The organism is Leptotrichia sp. oral taxon 417, assembly GCF_013394865.1.
In the GTDB taxonomy this organism is placed as follows: domain Bacteria; phylum Fusobacteriota; class Fusobacteriia; order Fusobacteriales; family Leptotrichiaceae; genus Leptotrichia; species Leptotrichia wadei_A.
In genome coordinates, this window is sequence record NZ_JABXYV010000001.1 from 629,222 (window position 1) to 642,860 (window position 13,639).

General features: G+C 32.1%; 16 protein-coding genes. 14 read left to right on the forward strand and 2 right to left on the reverse strand.

Going from position 1 to position 13,639, the window contains the following annotated elements; translation table 11 throughout:
- The first annotated feature begins 20 nt into the window (after positions 1-20).
- Genes recA through alr form a run of 6 tightly spaced genes read left to right on the forward strand, consistent with a single transcriptional unit; the run spans position 21 to position 4,934 of the window.
- Entirely contained in the window at positions 21-1,145 is a 1,125-nt protein-coding gene (recA, locus tag HW276_RS03115) for a recombinase RecA (protein ID WP_178937376.1), read from the forward strand.
- A complete protein-coding gene (locus tag HW276_RS03120) occupies positions 1,117-1,743 on the forward strand; it encodes a regulatory protein RecX (RefSeq protein ID WP_255460301.1) in 627 nt (208 codons plus the stop codon). Before recA ends, HW276_RS03120 begins: the two co-directional genes overlap by 29 nt.
- Positions 1,744-1,789: 46 nt before the next feature.
- Positions 1,790-2,536 carry a 1-acyl-sn-glycerol-3-phosphate acyltransferase gene (locus tag HW276_RS03125; RefSeq protein ID WP_147003140.1) on the forward strand — a complete coding sequence of 249 codons (747 nt, stop codon included), beginning with the start codon at positions 1,790-1,792 and terminating at the stop codon, positions 2,534-2,536.
- Between the two features lie 45 nt (positions 2,537-2,581).
- Complete coding sequence (locus HW276_RS03130) at positions 2,582-3,175, forward strand: XTP/dITP diphosphatase (protein ID WP_178937377.1); 594 nt, start codon at positions 2,582-2,584, stop codon at positions 3,173-3,175.
- Positions 3,176-3,235: 60 nt separating this feature from the next.
- Positions 3,236-3,757, forward strand: coding sequence for a hypothetical protein (locus tag HW276_RS03135; protein ID WP_178937378.1), 522 nt, complete (start codon positions 3,236-3,238; stop codon positions 3,755-3,757).
- 16 nt (positions 3,758-3,773) lie between these two features.
- Positions 3,774-4,934 (forward strand): alanine racemase, encoded by a 1,161-nt coding sequence (alr, locus tag HW276_RS03140; RefSeq protein ID WP_178937379.1) that lies wholly within the window; start codon positions 3,774-3,776, stop codon positions 4,932-4,934.
- 35 nt (positions 4,935-4,969) lie between these two features.
- On the opposite strand, the gene HW276_RS03145 is transcribed toward alr, so the two are convergent.
- Together HW276_RS03145 and HW276_RS03150 are read right to left on the reverse strand one after the other, a co-directional pair.
- Entirely contained in the window at positions 4,970-5,755 is a 786-nt protein-coding gene (locus HW276_RS03145) for a prolipoprotein diacylglyceryl transferase (protein ID WP_178937380.1), read from the reverse strand.
- 61 nt (positions 5,756-5,816) lie between these two features.
- Positions 5,817-6,071, reverse strand: coding sequence for a hypothetical protein (locus tag HW276_RS03150; RefSeq protein WP_178937381.1), 255 nt, complete (start codon positions 6,069-6,071; stop codon positions 5,817-5,819).
- A gap of 297 nt (positions 6,072-6,368) precedes the next feature.
- Between HW276_RS03150 and pepT the strand changes: the two genes are divergently transcribed.
- The 8 genes from pepT (at position 6,369) to HW276_RS03190 (ending at position 13,621) form a co-directional block, all read left to right on the forward strand.
- Positions 6,369-7,598: a peptidase T gene (pepT, locus tag HW276_RS03155; protein ID WP_178937382.1), complete on the forward strand. Its 1,230-nt coding sequence runs from the start codon at positions 6,369-6,371 to the stop codon at positions 7,596-7,598.
- 252 nt (positions 7,599-7,850) lie between these two features.
- The gene (locus HW276_RS03160; protein ID WP_255460303.1) at positions 7,851-8,354 is read left to right on the forward strand and encodes a hypothetical protein; all 504 of its coding nucleotides are present in this window, start codon (positions 7,851-7,853) and stop codon (positions 8,352-8,354) included.
- Positions 8,355-8,375: 21 nt separating this feature from the next.
- Positions 8,376-9,125, forward strand: coding sequence for a 3-oxoacyl-ACP reductase FabG (gene fabG / locus HW276_RS03165; RefSeq protein WP_178937384.1), 750 nt, complete (start codon positions 8,376-8,378; stop codon positions 9,123-9,125).
- A gap of 211 nt (positions 9,126-9,336) precedes the next feature.
- Positions 9,337-10,812 (forward strand): IMP dehydrogenase, encoded by a 1,476-nt coding sequence (gene guaB, locus HW276_RS03170; RefSeq protein WP_178937385.1) that lies wholly within the window; start codon positions 9,337-9,339, stop codon positions 10,810-10,812.
- A gap of 129 nt (positions 10,813-10,941) precedes the next feature.
- Positions 10,942-11,529, forward strand: a complete 588-nt coding sequence (locus tag HW276_RS03175) for a viral A-type inclusion protein (RefSeq protein ID WP_178937386.1) — start codon at positions 10,942-10,944, stop codon at positions 11,527-11,529.
- 202 nt (positions 11,530-11,731) lie between these two features.
- A complete protein-coding gene (gene rpsB, locus HW276_RS03180) occupies positions 11,732-12,517 on the forward strand; it encodes a 30S ribosomal protein S2 (RefSeq protein WP_178937387.1) in 786 nt (261 codons plus the stop codon).
- A 150-nt stretch (positions 12,518-12,667) separates the two neighbouring features.
- Positions 12,668-13,069, forward strand: a complete 402-nt coding sequence (locus tag HW276_RS03185; protein ID WP_255460304.1) for a hypothetical protein — start codon at positions 12,668-12,670, stop codon at positions 13,067-13,069.
- A 243-nt stretch (positions 13,070-13,312) separates the two neighbouring features.
- Positions 13,313-13,621 (forward strand): hypothetical protein, encoded by a 309-nt coding sequence (locus HW276_RS03190; protein ID WP_255460305.1) that lies wholly within the window; start codon positions 13,313-13,315, stop codon positions 13,619-13,621.
- Positions 13,622-13,639 lie beyond the last annotated feature (18 nt).

Genomic DNA, 13,639 nt, shown 5'->3' on the forward strand with positions numbered 1-13,639 from the left:
TAAAATAAGGAGAGGGTATGATGGCTAGAAAAAAAGCAGAAGAAAAAGATGATAAAAAATTAAGTGAAAGAGAGAAGATGCTTAATTTGGCACTGAAGCAAATCGAGAAAGATTATGGTGAAGGTGCTATAATGAAACTTGGTGAAAATCAAAAAATGAATATCAGGGCTATTTCTACAGGAAGCTTGAATTTGGATATAGCACTTGGGGTTGGTGGAGTTCCAAGAGGGAGAATTATTGAGATTTATGGAGCAGAGTCTTCGGGGAAAACTACTCTTGCGCTTCATATTATTGCAGAAGCACAAAAGGCTGGAGGAACTGTGGCATTTATTGATGCGGAACATGCTCTTGATCCAGTTTATGCAAAGGCTCTTGGAGTAAATATTGATGAACTTTTAATTTCACAGCCTGATACTGGGGAGCAGGCACTTGAAATTTCAGACATGCTTGTAAGAAGCGGGGCGATGGATGTAATTGTTGTGGATTCAGTTGCGGCGCTTGTTCCGAAAGCTGAAATTGAAGGGGAAATGGGAGATCAGCAAATGGGACTTCAGGCAAGACTTATGTCAAAAGCGCTTAGAAAATTGACAGGAAGCATTGCAAAATCTGATACGGTTATGATTTTTATTAACCAAATAAGAGAAAAAATTGGAGGATTTTCATTTACTCCAGGTCCACAGACAACAACTTCAGGAGGACGTGCATTAAAATTCTTCTCAACAGTTAGAATGGAAGTGAAAAGAGTAGGTTCTGTGAAGCAAGGGGACGATGTTATTGGAAATGAAGTTCTGGTAAAAGTTACTAAAAATAAAGTTGCTCCGCCATTTAAAGAAGCTAGATTTAATGTTATGTATGGACAGGGAATTTCTAGAATTGGAGAAGTGCTGGATGCAGCGATAAATTTAGGAATCGCTTCAAAGGCTGGTGCTTGGTTCAGTTATGGAGAAGAGAGATTAGGACAAGGTCGTGTAAATGTGGAAAATATGCTAAAGGAAAATAAGGAGCTTTACGAAAGACTGGAAAGAGATGTGCTGGAAGCCATTCGTCCTAAAAACAAAGAGAATGAACAGGAAAACCCTGAAAATATAGAAAATGACCGAATTCAAAATGATGAAAATGGCGAAATGGAAGGCAATGAAAATTAATAGAATTTATCGGAATAAAATATATCTTGATACTGGGGAAATTATGGATGTAAGTCCGCTTATAAGGCAAAGATATGATTTGAAGGTAAATGATGATATTGAGAGGTTTTATGATGAGGTTTCTTATGAAGCCTCTCTTGAAAAGGGGATTTTTCTAATTTCATTAAAGGACAGGACAAAAAAGGAAGTGCGGCTAAAATTAGAGGAAAAATATAGAAATAAGGCAGCTATTTTACGGGCAATAGAAAAACTGGAGGAATTTGGGTATTTAAATGACTTGGATTATGCAATGTCTTATATTGAAAGTAGAACGTATGGGAAAAACCGTATTTCCTATAATCTTTTTCAAAAGGGAATCAGTAAAGATGTAGTTGAAAAGGCGTATTTGACTTTGGATGAGGAAAAGGAAGAAAATATTGAAGATGTAAAATTAGAAAAACTAATTGAAAAAAAAGGTAAAAAAGTTAATGTAAATAATGAGCGGGATGAAAAAAAAATAAAGGAAGAGCAGAAACTTATACAGTATTTAGCAAGACAGGGATTTTCTCTTGACAAGATTTTTAAGAAATTGAAGGAATATAAGGGAAATTATGAATAGTGAATTGCAGTTATACAAAAAAATAATAGTAAAGGAGGAAAATTATATGAGAACCATATTTTATCATCTTGTACTTGTGGGTACTTTTATTTATGGAAGTATTTTTCATATTTGGTATCTAATATTTAATAGGGGTGAAAAAAGATACAGATATGTGTGCAGGGTAGCAAAAAATTGGGGGAAGAATTTAATATGGGGTTCTGGAAGTAAAGTAAATGTTATTTATAAAAATGGAAGTGAAGAGGAAGTAAGGAAAATACGAGAAAATAATGAAGCTGTCATATTAATTTCAAATCATCAGAGTAATGTTGACATTCCGGCATTGCTTGGGTATTTGCCGCTTGACTTTTCGTTTATTGCTAAGAAGGAAATGAAAAAATGGCCTGCTATTGGGCGATGGATGCGTTCGTTTGACTGTATTTTTCTGGACAGGAAGAATGCTAGGCAAGGGATGAAGGATATGAAGGATGCGATAAGCAAAATAAAAAAAGGACATTCCTATGTGATTTTTCCTGAAGGAAGCAGAAGCAAGGATGGAACAATTGGAGAATTTAAAAAGGGAAGTTTTAAGCTTGCGACTGATACAAATGCTAGGATTTTGCCGATTGCAATAGTGGGGACTTATGAGGTTCAAAGCCGTAAAAGTTTGAAAATAACGCCAAATAAAAATATAAAAATTATTGTAGATAAACCAGTTGACTTGAAAAATATGTCAAGGGAAGAAAAAAAAGATGTGCATAATGTTGTAAATAAAATTATAAAGGATAATTATGCAAAAGAAAAAAATCTTTAAGAAAATAAAAGTGTAATTGAAGTTTAAAGGAAGGAAGGTGAAGTTATGAAGGTATTTTTGGCAACTAAAAATAAAGGGAAAATAAAAGATTTTGAAAAATTGACTGAGGAAATGGATTTGGAAGTTGTGACTATTCTGGATGGGATGGATATTCCTGATGTTGTGGAAGATGGAGATACTTTTGAGGAAAATTCTAGGAAAAAGGCTAAGGAAATAACTGATTATACTGGAATTGTGACAATTTCTGATGATTCGGGGCTTTGTGTGGATTGTCTGGATGGAGGGCCTGGAGTGTATTCGGCACGGTTTGCTGGGGAAAATGCGAGCGATAGAGAGAGAAATGAAAAATTGCTTGAAGTGATGAAGGATGTAAAGAAAAAAGATAGGCAAGCACATTTTGTATCTGTTGTGAGTATTGCTTTTCCAAATGGGGAAATTCATTCGTTTCGTGGCGAAGTAAATGGAGAAATTTTGTTTGAGCTGAGAGGAAGCAATGGATTTGGGTATAATCCGTTATTTTATTCGTATGAGCTGAAAAAATCATTTGGAGAAGCTGATGATGAGGAAAGAAAAAAGGTTAGTCATAGGGCTAGGGCATTTAGAAAACTGATTGATTCAGGACTTCTTAAAGAAAAATAGTATTTTCAAGGTATTACAAATTTTTAAATTATTTAGAAAAAAGCTGGAAAGGAGCTTGTTATGGAACTTACTGATGAAAAAATTGAACTGAATGGACTGATTCACAAGGGAGTGGGTAAAATTCTGATATTAATGGCGGTATTGTCAGTTGTGTATGGAGCGGTATTTTCGATTATAGAGAAGACTTATCATATGCAGGTTGTTGTGGCATTTTTGCCAGTTGCTGCCATTGTTGTCTGGATTTTGTTTATTTTTTTGCGAATCGACAGGCTAAAACTGGAAAAGGGAGAACTTTCGCTAAACAAGGAGAATTTAGATAAAAAAAATGTTTCGGGGTATATGGATAAATATGTGGGAACACCAAGAATACATTTTACAGTAGATGGACAGGAAATTTTATTTGAACCTTATGTAAACCGATATAGCAGAAGCGATACATCTAATAAAATCACAGCAATAGGATTTTTCCTAAAGGATAAAGGAATTCCTGAAATAAAATATCAAAAACTTTATCGTAAAATCTTGCTTTTAAGATTAGTTATAGTTTTAGGAATCGTTGCTCCAGTAATCTTTACAGTTTAAAGGGAATAGAAATATAATGTTGGTAAATCTGGAAATAAATAAATCAAATTTGGAAAAAAATCTGAAAATAGTCCGTTCCATTAATAAAAATCTTATTTGCGTAATCAAAGATAATGCCTACGGCCTAGGAATTGAGAACATCCTGCCAATACTTCTGGAGAATAAATGTGATTATTTTGCAGTGGCATATATTGAAGAGGCGGTAAAAATCCAGAAACTGCTCGAAAACTTAAAATTAAAGAATCAGAATAGCAAAATAAAAGTTATGTCTCTTAATTATGTAAAGCCTGAAAATGTAGGATATGCAATAAGAAATAACATTGAATTAACGGTTTTTAACTTTTCGCAGTTACTTGATTATTTAAAAATCTTGGATGAATTTTTTGAAAATATGACATTGAAAATCCATATAAAAGTAAATAGTGGAATGAATCGGCTTGGATTTGATGAAAATGAGATTTTGGAATTGGTTAAAATAGTAAAAAAATACAATTTGAATAATAAATCAAAAAATAGATTAGAGATAATCTCGATTTTTTCGCATATTTCCGATGCAGAAAATCAGTCTGAAACAGAAAAGCAAGTTGAAAAATATGAAAAAATCCTGAAAATATTTTCTCAAAATAATGTAAGGTACAAATACAGCCATCTTCAAGCAAGCCCGCTTCTTTTCAAATATGGCAAAAAATACAACTATGACTTTGCAAGAATTGGAATGGCACTTTATGGAATGGAGCCTTTGTCAACTGATATGAGCCTTTTGGATGTAATAACAGTAAAGTCAAAAATCATAAATATTAGAAATGTCAAGAAAAATGACAAGGTTTCCTATGGAAGTAAAGGAATTGTGAAGCATGATTCTAAAATAGGAATTGTCGCAATAGGCTATGCTCACGGACTTCAAAAGCAGATTGAAAATTCAGGGGAAGCATATGTTTTAGTAAATGGGCAAAAAGCCAAGATTATTGGGGAAATTTGCATGGATATGATTTTTGTTGACTTGACTAATATAGAAAATGTAAAAATGAATGATGAAGTTGTGATTATTGGAAGCCAAGAAAATGCTGAGAATGGAATTGTTGAGAAAATAACGTTGAGGCAAGTAGCAAGATGGGCGGGGACAATACAGGATGATGTTTTAACAAAATTTGGAGGAATAAAAAAAACAGTAAGCTGATTTGGAATTAAATCTTTTTACTGTTTTTATTTTTTTTAAAAAGTTTTTTTAATCTGCTTTTTCTTGTAAAGAAGAAAAAACAAAACTGACAGGATTAAAAAAATGCTAATATATTGTGATGTTGAAAAACCTGAAATAATCCCTCTATAACTATCATATCTAAAAAATTCTAAAATAAATCTTATTATTCCATAAAGCACAATATACAGTTCAAAAGCATGCTTTCCTTTAAATTTATTGATATAAATTAGTAAAAATACTGCTATTAGAAGAAGAGCTGCGGCTTCTGAAAGCTGTGTTGGGAATAACTGGATATTATTTGGGGCAAATAAGGAATGTGTATATGTTACTGAAAAATGACTTTTAAAAGGTTCTCCATAGCAGCAGCCGACTAGATAACATCCTATTCGTCCGAAAAAATGCAATGTTGGAATTACTGGAGTACAATAACGTAAATATGTTTTTATATTTATTTTAAACATTTTTTTTGAAATAAAAATACCTATTATTGCTCCAATTAAGCCGCCATAAAACACAAATCCTCCTGCCATAATTTCATTTAAATATTTTAACTCAGTCAGTCTTTTAAAATTGATATATTTCCAGGAAACTACAAAAAATAACAATTTTGAACCTATAATTGCAAAAAGTCCGCTAGTTGCTGCTATTAGTGTAAAGTCATCCATACTTAAATTATATTTTTTAACTTGAAAATAAGCAACCCAAAAGGCAGCAAATAAACCCAAAACTATCATAAGTCCATAATATGGAATCAAAAAATTTCCAATGGAAATTCCTAAATTAACATGTTCGTGTATCATCTTTATCCTTTCAAAGTTTATTTTCTATAAAAAAATGGAGAAAGCCTCCATTTTTAAATGATTATTGAACTGCACTACCAGCGGCAGCCAATCCTCCTAATACTAAAGCACAGGCAATCCAAATAATAAGTCCTAATACAAGAGCTATTATCGAACAAACTAATCCTCCAGTTGCCATACTTTTTTGAGTTTCATCTTTTCTACCTAAAATACCTAGTATTATACCAACTATGGCTGGGATAATTCCAGTTATTCCACCTACGAAAATAGAAAGGATTAATGAAATAATTCCTATAACTAATGATGCGATTCCCATAATTTTCCTCCTACATCTTTTTTATCATTTATTAATATTATCTCAAAAAAAACTAAAAAAGTAAAATATAAAATATATATTAACATTCATATAAATATATATATTACTAATGATTAAAACTAGGAAAAGCCTTATTATTTAGAAAATAGGATATTGTTATTATAATGTTAAAGATTGTAATACTTTAAAATTGTCAAACGAAAATTTTCTATTTTTTGAATGAAGTAAATGTGATATAATGAGAATATAAAGAGAAACTTGAGAAGAAAATTTTAAAAGGAAAAGAGGAATGAGAAAATGTATGATACATTAAAAGATAGATTTTTGAGATATGTAAAATTTGAGACTAGATCGGATGAGAAAAGTGAGACTATTCCGTCGACACCGACACAACTTGAGTTTGCGAAGATTCTTGCGAAGGAATTGGAAGAGATTGGGATGGAAAACGTTTATGTGAATGATGCTTGTTTTGTGAATGCGACATTGCCTGGGAATGTTGATAAAGATGTGCCTGTGATTGGATTTATTGCGCATATGGATACTGCAGATTTTAATGCGACTAATGTTAATCCGAAAATTGTGGAAAATTATGATGGGAAAGATATCGTGTTGAATGAGGCGAAAGATATTGTGTTGTCAGTTGAGGAGTTTCCTAATTTGAAAAATTATGTGGGGAAAACGGTGATTACTACTGACGGGACTACGCTTTTGGGAGCTGACGATAAAGCTGGAATTGTGGAAATTGTTGAAGCGATGAAGTATTTGATTGAGCATCCAGAAATTAAGCATGGGACTGTGAAAGTGGCATTTGGTCCTGATGAGGAAATTGGTCGTGGTGCAGATAATTTTAATGTGGAAGAATTTGGTGCTGATTTTGCGTATACGATGGATGGAGGACCTGTTGGAGAGCTTGAATATGAGAGTTTTAATGCAGCAGGAGCAGTTTTCAAGATAAAAGGTAAGAGCGTACATCCTGGAACAGCAAAGGGAAAATTAATAAATGCAAGTTTGATTGCAGCAGAGATTGTGAATAGTTTTCCAGCTGATGAAGTGCCTGAAAAAACAGAAGGATATGAAGGTTTCTATTTCCTTGATAAAATTAATGCAAATTGTGAAGAAGCAGAATTATCGTATATTTTGAGAGATCATGATAGAGAAAAATTTGAAGCAAAGAAAAAATTTGCAGCAAATGTTGCGAAAAAAATTAATGAAAAATATGGAAAAGAATTGGTAAGTGTTGAGATAAAAGACCAATATTACAACATGGGTGAAATAATCAAAGACCATATGAATGTAGTGGAGATTGCTAAAAAAGCAATGGAAAATTTGGGAATAAAACCAGTAATTGAGCCAATTCGTGGTGGAACAGACGGTTCTAAAATTTCTTTTATGGGACTTCCTACACCAAATATTTTTGCAGGTGGAGAAAATTTTCATGGAAAATATGAATTTGTTGCACTTGAAAGTATGATTTTGGCAACTGATGTGATTGTGGAAATTGTGAAGTTGAATGGAAAAGGGAAATAATAAATGAGGAAAGCGCTAGTAAAAACGTATATATATGAATTAATTTTTTTGTGTATTTATTTAATAGTTATGAATAAACTTTTGGAAATTTTTGAAGAAAAATTTATTTTAGGAGTTTTTATAATTTTAATAATAAACATAGTGGTGTTTTTTTATTTGATAATTTATTTGATAATTTATTTGAGATCGCAATATTATGTGTATAAATTGAATCTTTCAAAAAGTATTATGATGGAGAAAAAACTATATAAGATGAAAAAAATTAATATTATGAAAGATATTCATAGAATTAATTTGTCAGCCTATTACTGGTTATTAAATAAAGAGGAAGAAGCATTGAGGTATTTGAATGAAGTGAGAATAAGCAGGTTTACATTGCCAATAGTGAGATATTGTTATTATATGAATTTAGCAGAATATAAATATTACAACGGAAAAAAAGAAGAAGCTAGAAAAATACTTGATGAGAATATTAAGAAAGAATCTAACAAAAACTTATTAGAAATTTTTTTAGATTATGAAGATAATCCTGAACAAAAGGTTGTTGAACTTGAAAAAATATTACCAAAACAGAAAAATAGATTGTATAAAATGCAAGTGGAGAATGCTTTAGCAATAACATACGAAGAAATTGGAGATTTTGAAAAAGCAATGGAATTTTATAAGGAAGTGGCTGAAAAGGAAAGTGAAATTTATTTTATTAAAGTTGCGAAAGAAAAGGTTTTGGAGTTAAGTTTAAAGAATAAAAAAATATGATGGGAAAGGATATGAGATGAAATGTTTGATTTAGCAGGTGAAGTTGCTCTTGTTACAGGAGGAGCAAAAGGAATTGGAAAAGGAATTGCGAAAGCGTTGAAACAGGCTAGGGCAAAGGTTATTATTGGGGATATTGATAAAAAAAATGGGAAGATGACAGCAAATGAGCTGGATGGGGATTTTTGTTATCTTGATGTTACAGATAAAGATCAAGTGCAGTATGTTGTTCAAAGTATTTGTGAAAAATATGGGAAATTGAGTATTCTTTGCTCAAATGCCGGGATTTTTCCGCAAGTGGCTATTGAAGATATGACAGAGGAAGACTGGGACAAGGTTCAGAATGTAAATGCGAAAGGAACTTTTTTGGTGGCACAGGCAGCATTGAAATATATGAAAAAGCAAAGTTACGGAAGAGTGATACTTACTTCTTCAATCACAGGCGCTATTACAGGATATTCAGGATGGGCGCACTATGGAGCAAGTAAATCGGCTCAGCTGGGATTTATGAGAACCGCTGCTTTGGAATATGCAAAATATGGAATTACAGTTAATGCAATTCAGCCTGGAAATGTCTTGACAGATGGACTGATGCAGGCTGGAGAGAAATATATCAAGAAAATGAAAGAGATGATACCGCTTTATACTTTAGGAAAGCCTGAAGATATTGGATATACAGCTGTTTTTCTGGCAAGCCGTGAAGCTGGATTTATTACAGGGCAGACAATAGTTGTAGATGGCGGTCAAGTTTTGCCTGAAATGCCAAATTTATAACGGGATATTATTTAAATGAATTTGAGTATATTTAAAATGAGAAATTAATTGCAAAAAAATCTTTCTAGAAAAGTATTGAAATTATAGTATATTTTGTGATAAAATAATATAATTAAAAAAATTGATATGAAGTAGTTTAATTAGGGAAATCTTGGAAAATAGGAAAAAATAAACAAAATTTAAAAATAATAGAATTAGGAGGAATTTTAAAATGAGTCAAAAAGATAAAGTTGTAATTTCTGAAGGATTGACTTTTGATGATGTGTTGCTAATTCCGCAAGCATCTAGTGTTGTGCCGCATGAAGTATCGTTAAAAACTAATTTAACTAAGAATCTGGTGTTAAATATTCCGATTTTGAGTGCTGCGATGGATACGGTTACAGAATCAAAACTTGCGATTGCGCTTGCAAGAGAAGGTGGAATCGGGTTTATTCATAAGAATATGACTATTGAAAGACAGGCTGATGAAGTATCGAAGGTAAAAAGATATGAAAGCGGAATGATTACAAATCCGATTACATTGAAGGAAGACGCTATTTTAAAGGATGCTCATGATCTAATGAAAAATTATAAGGTTTCTGGATTGCCTGTGGTCGATGATGAAGGTAATTTAAAGGGAATTATTACGAATCGTGACTTGAAATATAGAGAAGATTTGTCATTAAAAGTTGTGGATATTATGACAAAGGATAATTTGGTAACTGCGCCTGTTGGAACGACTCTTGAAGGGGCAAAATCTATTCTTTTGGAAAATAGAATTGAAAAATTGCCGATTGTGGAAGGCACTAAATTAAAAGGTCTGATTACAATTAAAGATATTGACAATGTTATTAATTACCCTAATGCTGCTAAGGATAAGGAAGGAAGACTTAGAGTTGGAGCAGGAGTTGGAATTGGAACTGATACTTTGAGAAGAGTAACTGCACTGGTTGAAGCTGGAGTTGACATTATTGCAATTGATTCAGCTCATGGACATTCAATTGGAGTTATTAATAAAATAAAGGAAATCAGGGCAGCTTTTCCTGATTTGGACATTATTGGTGGAAATATTGTAACTCCAGAAGCTGCGCTTGACTTGATTGAAGCTGGGGTAAATGCAGTAAAAGTCGGAGTTGGGCCTGGATCTATCTGTACAACAAGAGTTATATCAGGAGTTGGAGTACCACAAATAACAGCTGTTATGAATATTGCAGAAGTTTGTAAGGATAAAGGAATTGGAGTTATTGCTGACGGTGGAATCAAATTGTCTGGAGATGTTGTAAAAGCGATTGCGGCTGGAGCAGACTGTGTAATGCTTGGAGGAATGCTTGCAGGAACTGATGAGGCGCCTGGAGAAGAAATTCTTTATAACGGTAGAAAATTTAAAACTTATGCTGGAATGGGATCACTTGCGGCAATGAAGAGAGGAAGCAGCGACAGATATTTTCAGCTTGAAGCAGCAACTGAAAAATTAGTTCCAGAAGGAATTGAATCAATGGTTCCACATAAAGGTGCATTAAAGGACACAGTTTATCAAATTTGCGGTGGACTTCGTTCTGGAATGGGATATTGCGGAACACCTACAATTAAAGAATTGAAAGAAAATGGAAAATTTGTAAAAATAACAGGAGCCGGACTTAAGGAAAGCCACCCGCACGATGTTATAATTACGAAGGAAGCACCTAATTATAATAATTCAAATAATTAATAATTTAAAATATAGCAAGAAGTTTTTTTCAGGAACAGCTTGCTTTTAGAATATTATACAGCAAGGGGCTTTGACACCTTGTTAAAAAATAATGGAAAATATGTTGAAAAGCAAAGGAAAAATAAGAAGATGAAAAAAGTAAAGAAATTAGCACTTTTATCTATATTGGTGTTGGGAATAAGTAGTTTATCTTATTCTTATGAGGATTACTATCAAAAGGTTTATACTGTGAAAGTTTCCAAAGAGGACTTGTTTAAAGCTGTAAATGCCACTAAAAATCAGCAGAAAAAATTGTCAAAAATCTTTGATGAATATCAGAAAAAAGCTGAGGGAGTGGAAAAAAATCTGGTGCAGTTTGATGTGAAAAAGGATAAAATTGGGAAAATCGAAGAGGATAGATATAGAGCGATTGCGAGAGTTTTGTCTAATGAGCAGCTGGAAGCCTACAATTCTTATATAAATTCCCAAAAGGAAATGTTTAATGAGAAAAATGACAAGGTTAAAAATCTTGTTGACAGCCTTGATTTGACAAATGTTCAAAAATCACGTATTTTAAAATATGAAAGAGATTTTAAACGGGAAGTTGGCAAATTAAGGGATCAAAGATTGACAGAGAATGAATTTGTGGCGAAATATAATGAATTGAGACAGCAAAGAAATGAAAAAATGAAAACTGTTTTGCTGGATGATCAGGTGAAATTGATAGAAAATTTTTAAAGTATTGACAAAAGTGATAAAAAAATGGTAAAATACGATGATTATTAAATATAAATCACACTTTGTATTATTTAGAGATAGGGTGTTGCAATTTTTCAGAATATTTAAAAATTAGAAAAATTTGAATAAAAAAGCGAAAATTACAATCTGTCTTTTGAAGAGAAGTGGGAGAAAAACCAAAAAAATTAGGAGGAAAAACGTAATGGCAGTTATTACAATGAAACAATTATTAGAAGTGGGAGCACATTTTGGACATCAGGCAAAAAGATGGAATCCTAAAATGAAACCATATATCTTTACAGAAAGAAACGGAATCCATATTTTGGATTTACACCAAACTTTAGGAGCAACTGAAGCGGCTTATGAATTTGTTAGACAAATTTCTGAAGAAGGTGGAAAAGTATTATTCGTTGGAACTAAAAAACAAGCTCAAGAAGCCATTAAAGAAGAAGCAGAAAGAGCTGGAGGATTTTATGTAAACCACAGATGGCTAGGTGGATTATTAACTAACTTGGAAACTATCAAAAAAAGAGTAAAAAGATTAAAAGAATTAGAAGAAATGGATGCTGACGGAACTTTAGACACAGCTTACACTAAAAAAGAAGCTGGGTTATTAAGAAAAGAAATGGCAAAACTTTCTAAAAATATCGGTGGAATTAAAGAAATGAACACTTTACCAGCTGCATTATTCGTAGTTGACATCAAAAAAGAATTCTTGGCATTGGAAGAAGCTAAAAAATTAGGAATTCCTGTAATCGCATTAATCGATACAAATGTAGATCCTGATTTAGTAACTTACAAAATTCCTGCAAATGATGATGCTATAAGATCAGTAAAATTATTTGCGCAAGTTATTGCAAATGCTGCAATTGAAGGAAATGGTGGAATTGAAAATGTTGCTGAAGGAGCAGAAGTGGAAGTTCCTGCAATCGAAGAAATCGTTGAAGAAACAGTAGAAGAAGTTGTTGAAGAAACTCCAGAAGCATAATCTAAAAATATAATCAAGAAAATCAAATAAAAATGATAGGGGAATAAAGCCATTCCCCTGTTGTTGCAAAAATAGTAATTTTAAATTATTCAAAAAATAACCTCGTGTTTCTATGGTCAAAATAAAAATAAAAAGGAATGGTGAGAAATTATGAAAAAAGTTTTAGCGGGATTATTTTTAATAGCGAGTTTAAGTGTCTTAGCTATAAATAAAGGGAAGTCTCCGATGGAGCATGATATAGATTATGTATGGTATCATTATGAATTGAATTCCAAGTATGAAAAGTTATTTTCAAAGGGAAAAAAGGAATTTAAGGATAAATGGGAGCAAAACAGAAATAATAAAAAAAATTTGATTACACTATTGAAAAAATATACTGAAAAATATCCGAATGATGCCTATGCTTACGAAGCTTTGGGTACGGCATATATGTCGGATAATTTTAAGGAAGCAGAAGCAAATTTTTTAAAGGCTATAAATCTGGGGGATGATGACACAGCAAAATATTCTTTAGCACTTTTATTAAGTGTGTTAGAACACTCGTGGCTTTAGCCATGAGATGAATAACACCAACATTGAAAATGTTGCTTTAAAATTTGCAATATTAATAATTTTGAGTGTAATATATTTGAGTTTAAAATATAATATATAGATAAAAAGTAGCAGTGTAGACATAATGTCTTATCTAGTAGCGGCTATTGTGGACTAGCCAAAAAGAATAAGGATTTTAAAATCAAACTTCTTAGAAGATAACTTACTTTTTCAGTTATCTTATGAAGCTTTCGACTTTTAGTCGTGAGTAGTTCACATGGTAATAAAGGCGAAAAGGACAAGGATAAGGAAAATTTAGATAATCTAATGTTTTTAAGTAATGCATATATTGCTCAAAAAAAATATGCAGAATTAGAAAAATTATTTTTACCACTTGCTCAAAAAGGAATGATGCAGGCACAATACCTTTTAGCACTTGGATATTATCATGCTGGAAATCCTAAGGAAGCAGAAAGATGGGCTAAAAAGGTATTAGAGACAGCTAAAAAAGATAATGATGCTGATAATATTAAAATAGTAAATCATTTATTGGATGAAATAAAAAATAAATAAAAATAGTAGGAGGGAAAT

Coding starts and splice junctions, on each gene's coding strand:
- HW276_RS03145 (WP_178937380.1), bottom strand. CDS start 5,755: ATGATACACGAACATGTTAATTTAGGAATTTCCATTGGAAATTTTTTG.
- HW276_RS03125 (WP_147003140.1), top strand. CDS start 1,790: ATGAGAACCATATTTTATCATCTTGTACTTGTGGGTACTTTTATTTAT.
- HW276_RS03135 (WP_178937378.1), top strand. CDS start 3,236: ATGGAACTTACTGATGAAAAAATTGAACTGAATGGACTGATTCACAAG.
- guaB (WP_178937385.1), top strand. CDS start 9,337: ATGAGTCAAAAAGATAAAGTTGTAATTTCTGAAGGATTGACTTTTGAT.
- fabG (WP_178937384.1), top strand. CDS start 8,376: ATGTTTGATTTAGCAGGTGAAGTTGCTCTTGTTACAGGAGGAGCAAAA.
- rpsB (WP_178937387.1), top strand. CDS start 11,732: ATGGCAGTTATTACAATGAAACAATTATTAGAAGTGGGAGCACATTTT.
- HW276_RS03185 (WP_255460304.1), top strand. CDS start 12,668: ATGAAAAAAGTTTTAGCGGGATTATTTTTAATAGCGAGTTTAAGTGTC.
- HW276_RS03175 (WP_178937386.1), top strand. CDS start 10,942: ATGAAAAAAGTAAAGAAATTAGCACTTTTATCTATATTGGTGTTGGGA.
- recA (WP_178937376.1), top strand. CDS start 21: ATGGCTAGAAAAAAAGCAGAAGAAAAAGATGATAAAAAATTAAGTGAA.
- HW276_RS03160 (WP_255460303.1), top strand. CDS start 7,851: ATGAAAAAAATTAATATTATGAAAGATATTCATAGAATTAATTTGTCA.
- HW276_RS03130 (WP_178937377.1), top strand. CDS start 2,582: ATGAAGGTATTTTTGGCAACTAAAAATAAAGGGAAAATAAAAGATTTT.
- HW276_RS03150 (WP_178937381.1), bottom strand. CDS start 6,071: ATGGGAATCGCATCATTAGTTATAGGAATTATTTCATTAATCCTTTCT.
- pepT (WP_178937382.1), top strand. CDS start 6,369: ATGTATGATACATTAAAAGATAGATTTTTGAGATATGTAAAATTTGAG.
- alr (WP_178937379.1), top strand. CDS start 3,774: ATGTTGGTAAATCTGGAAATAAATAAATCAAATTTGGAAAAAAATCTG.
- HW276_RS03120 (WP_255460301.1), top strand. CDS start 1,117: ATGGCGAAATGGAAGGCAATGAAAATTAATAGAATTTATCGGAATAAA.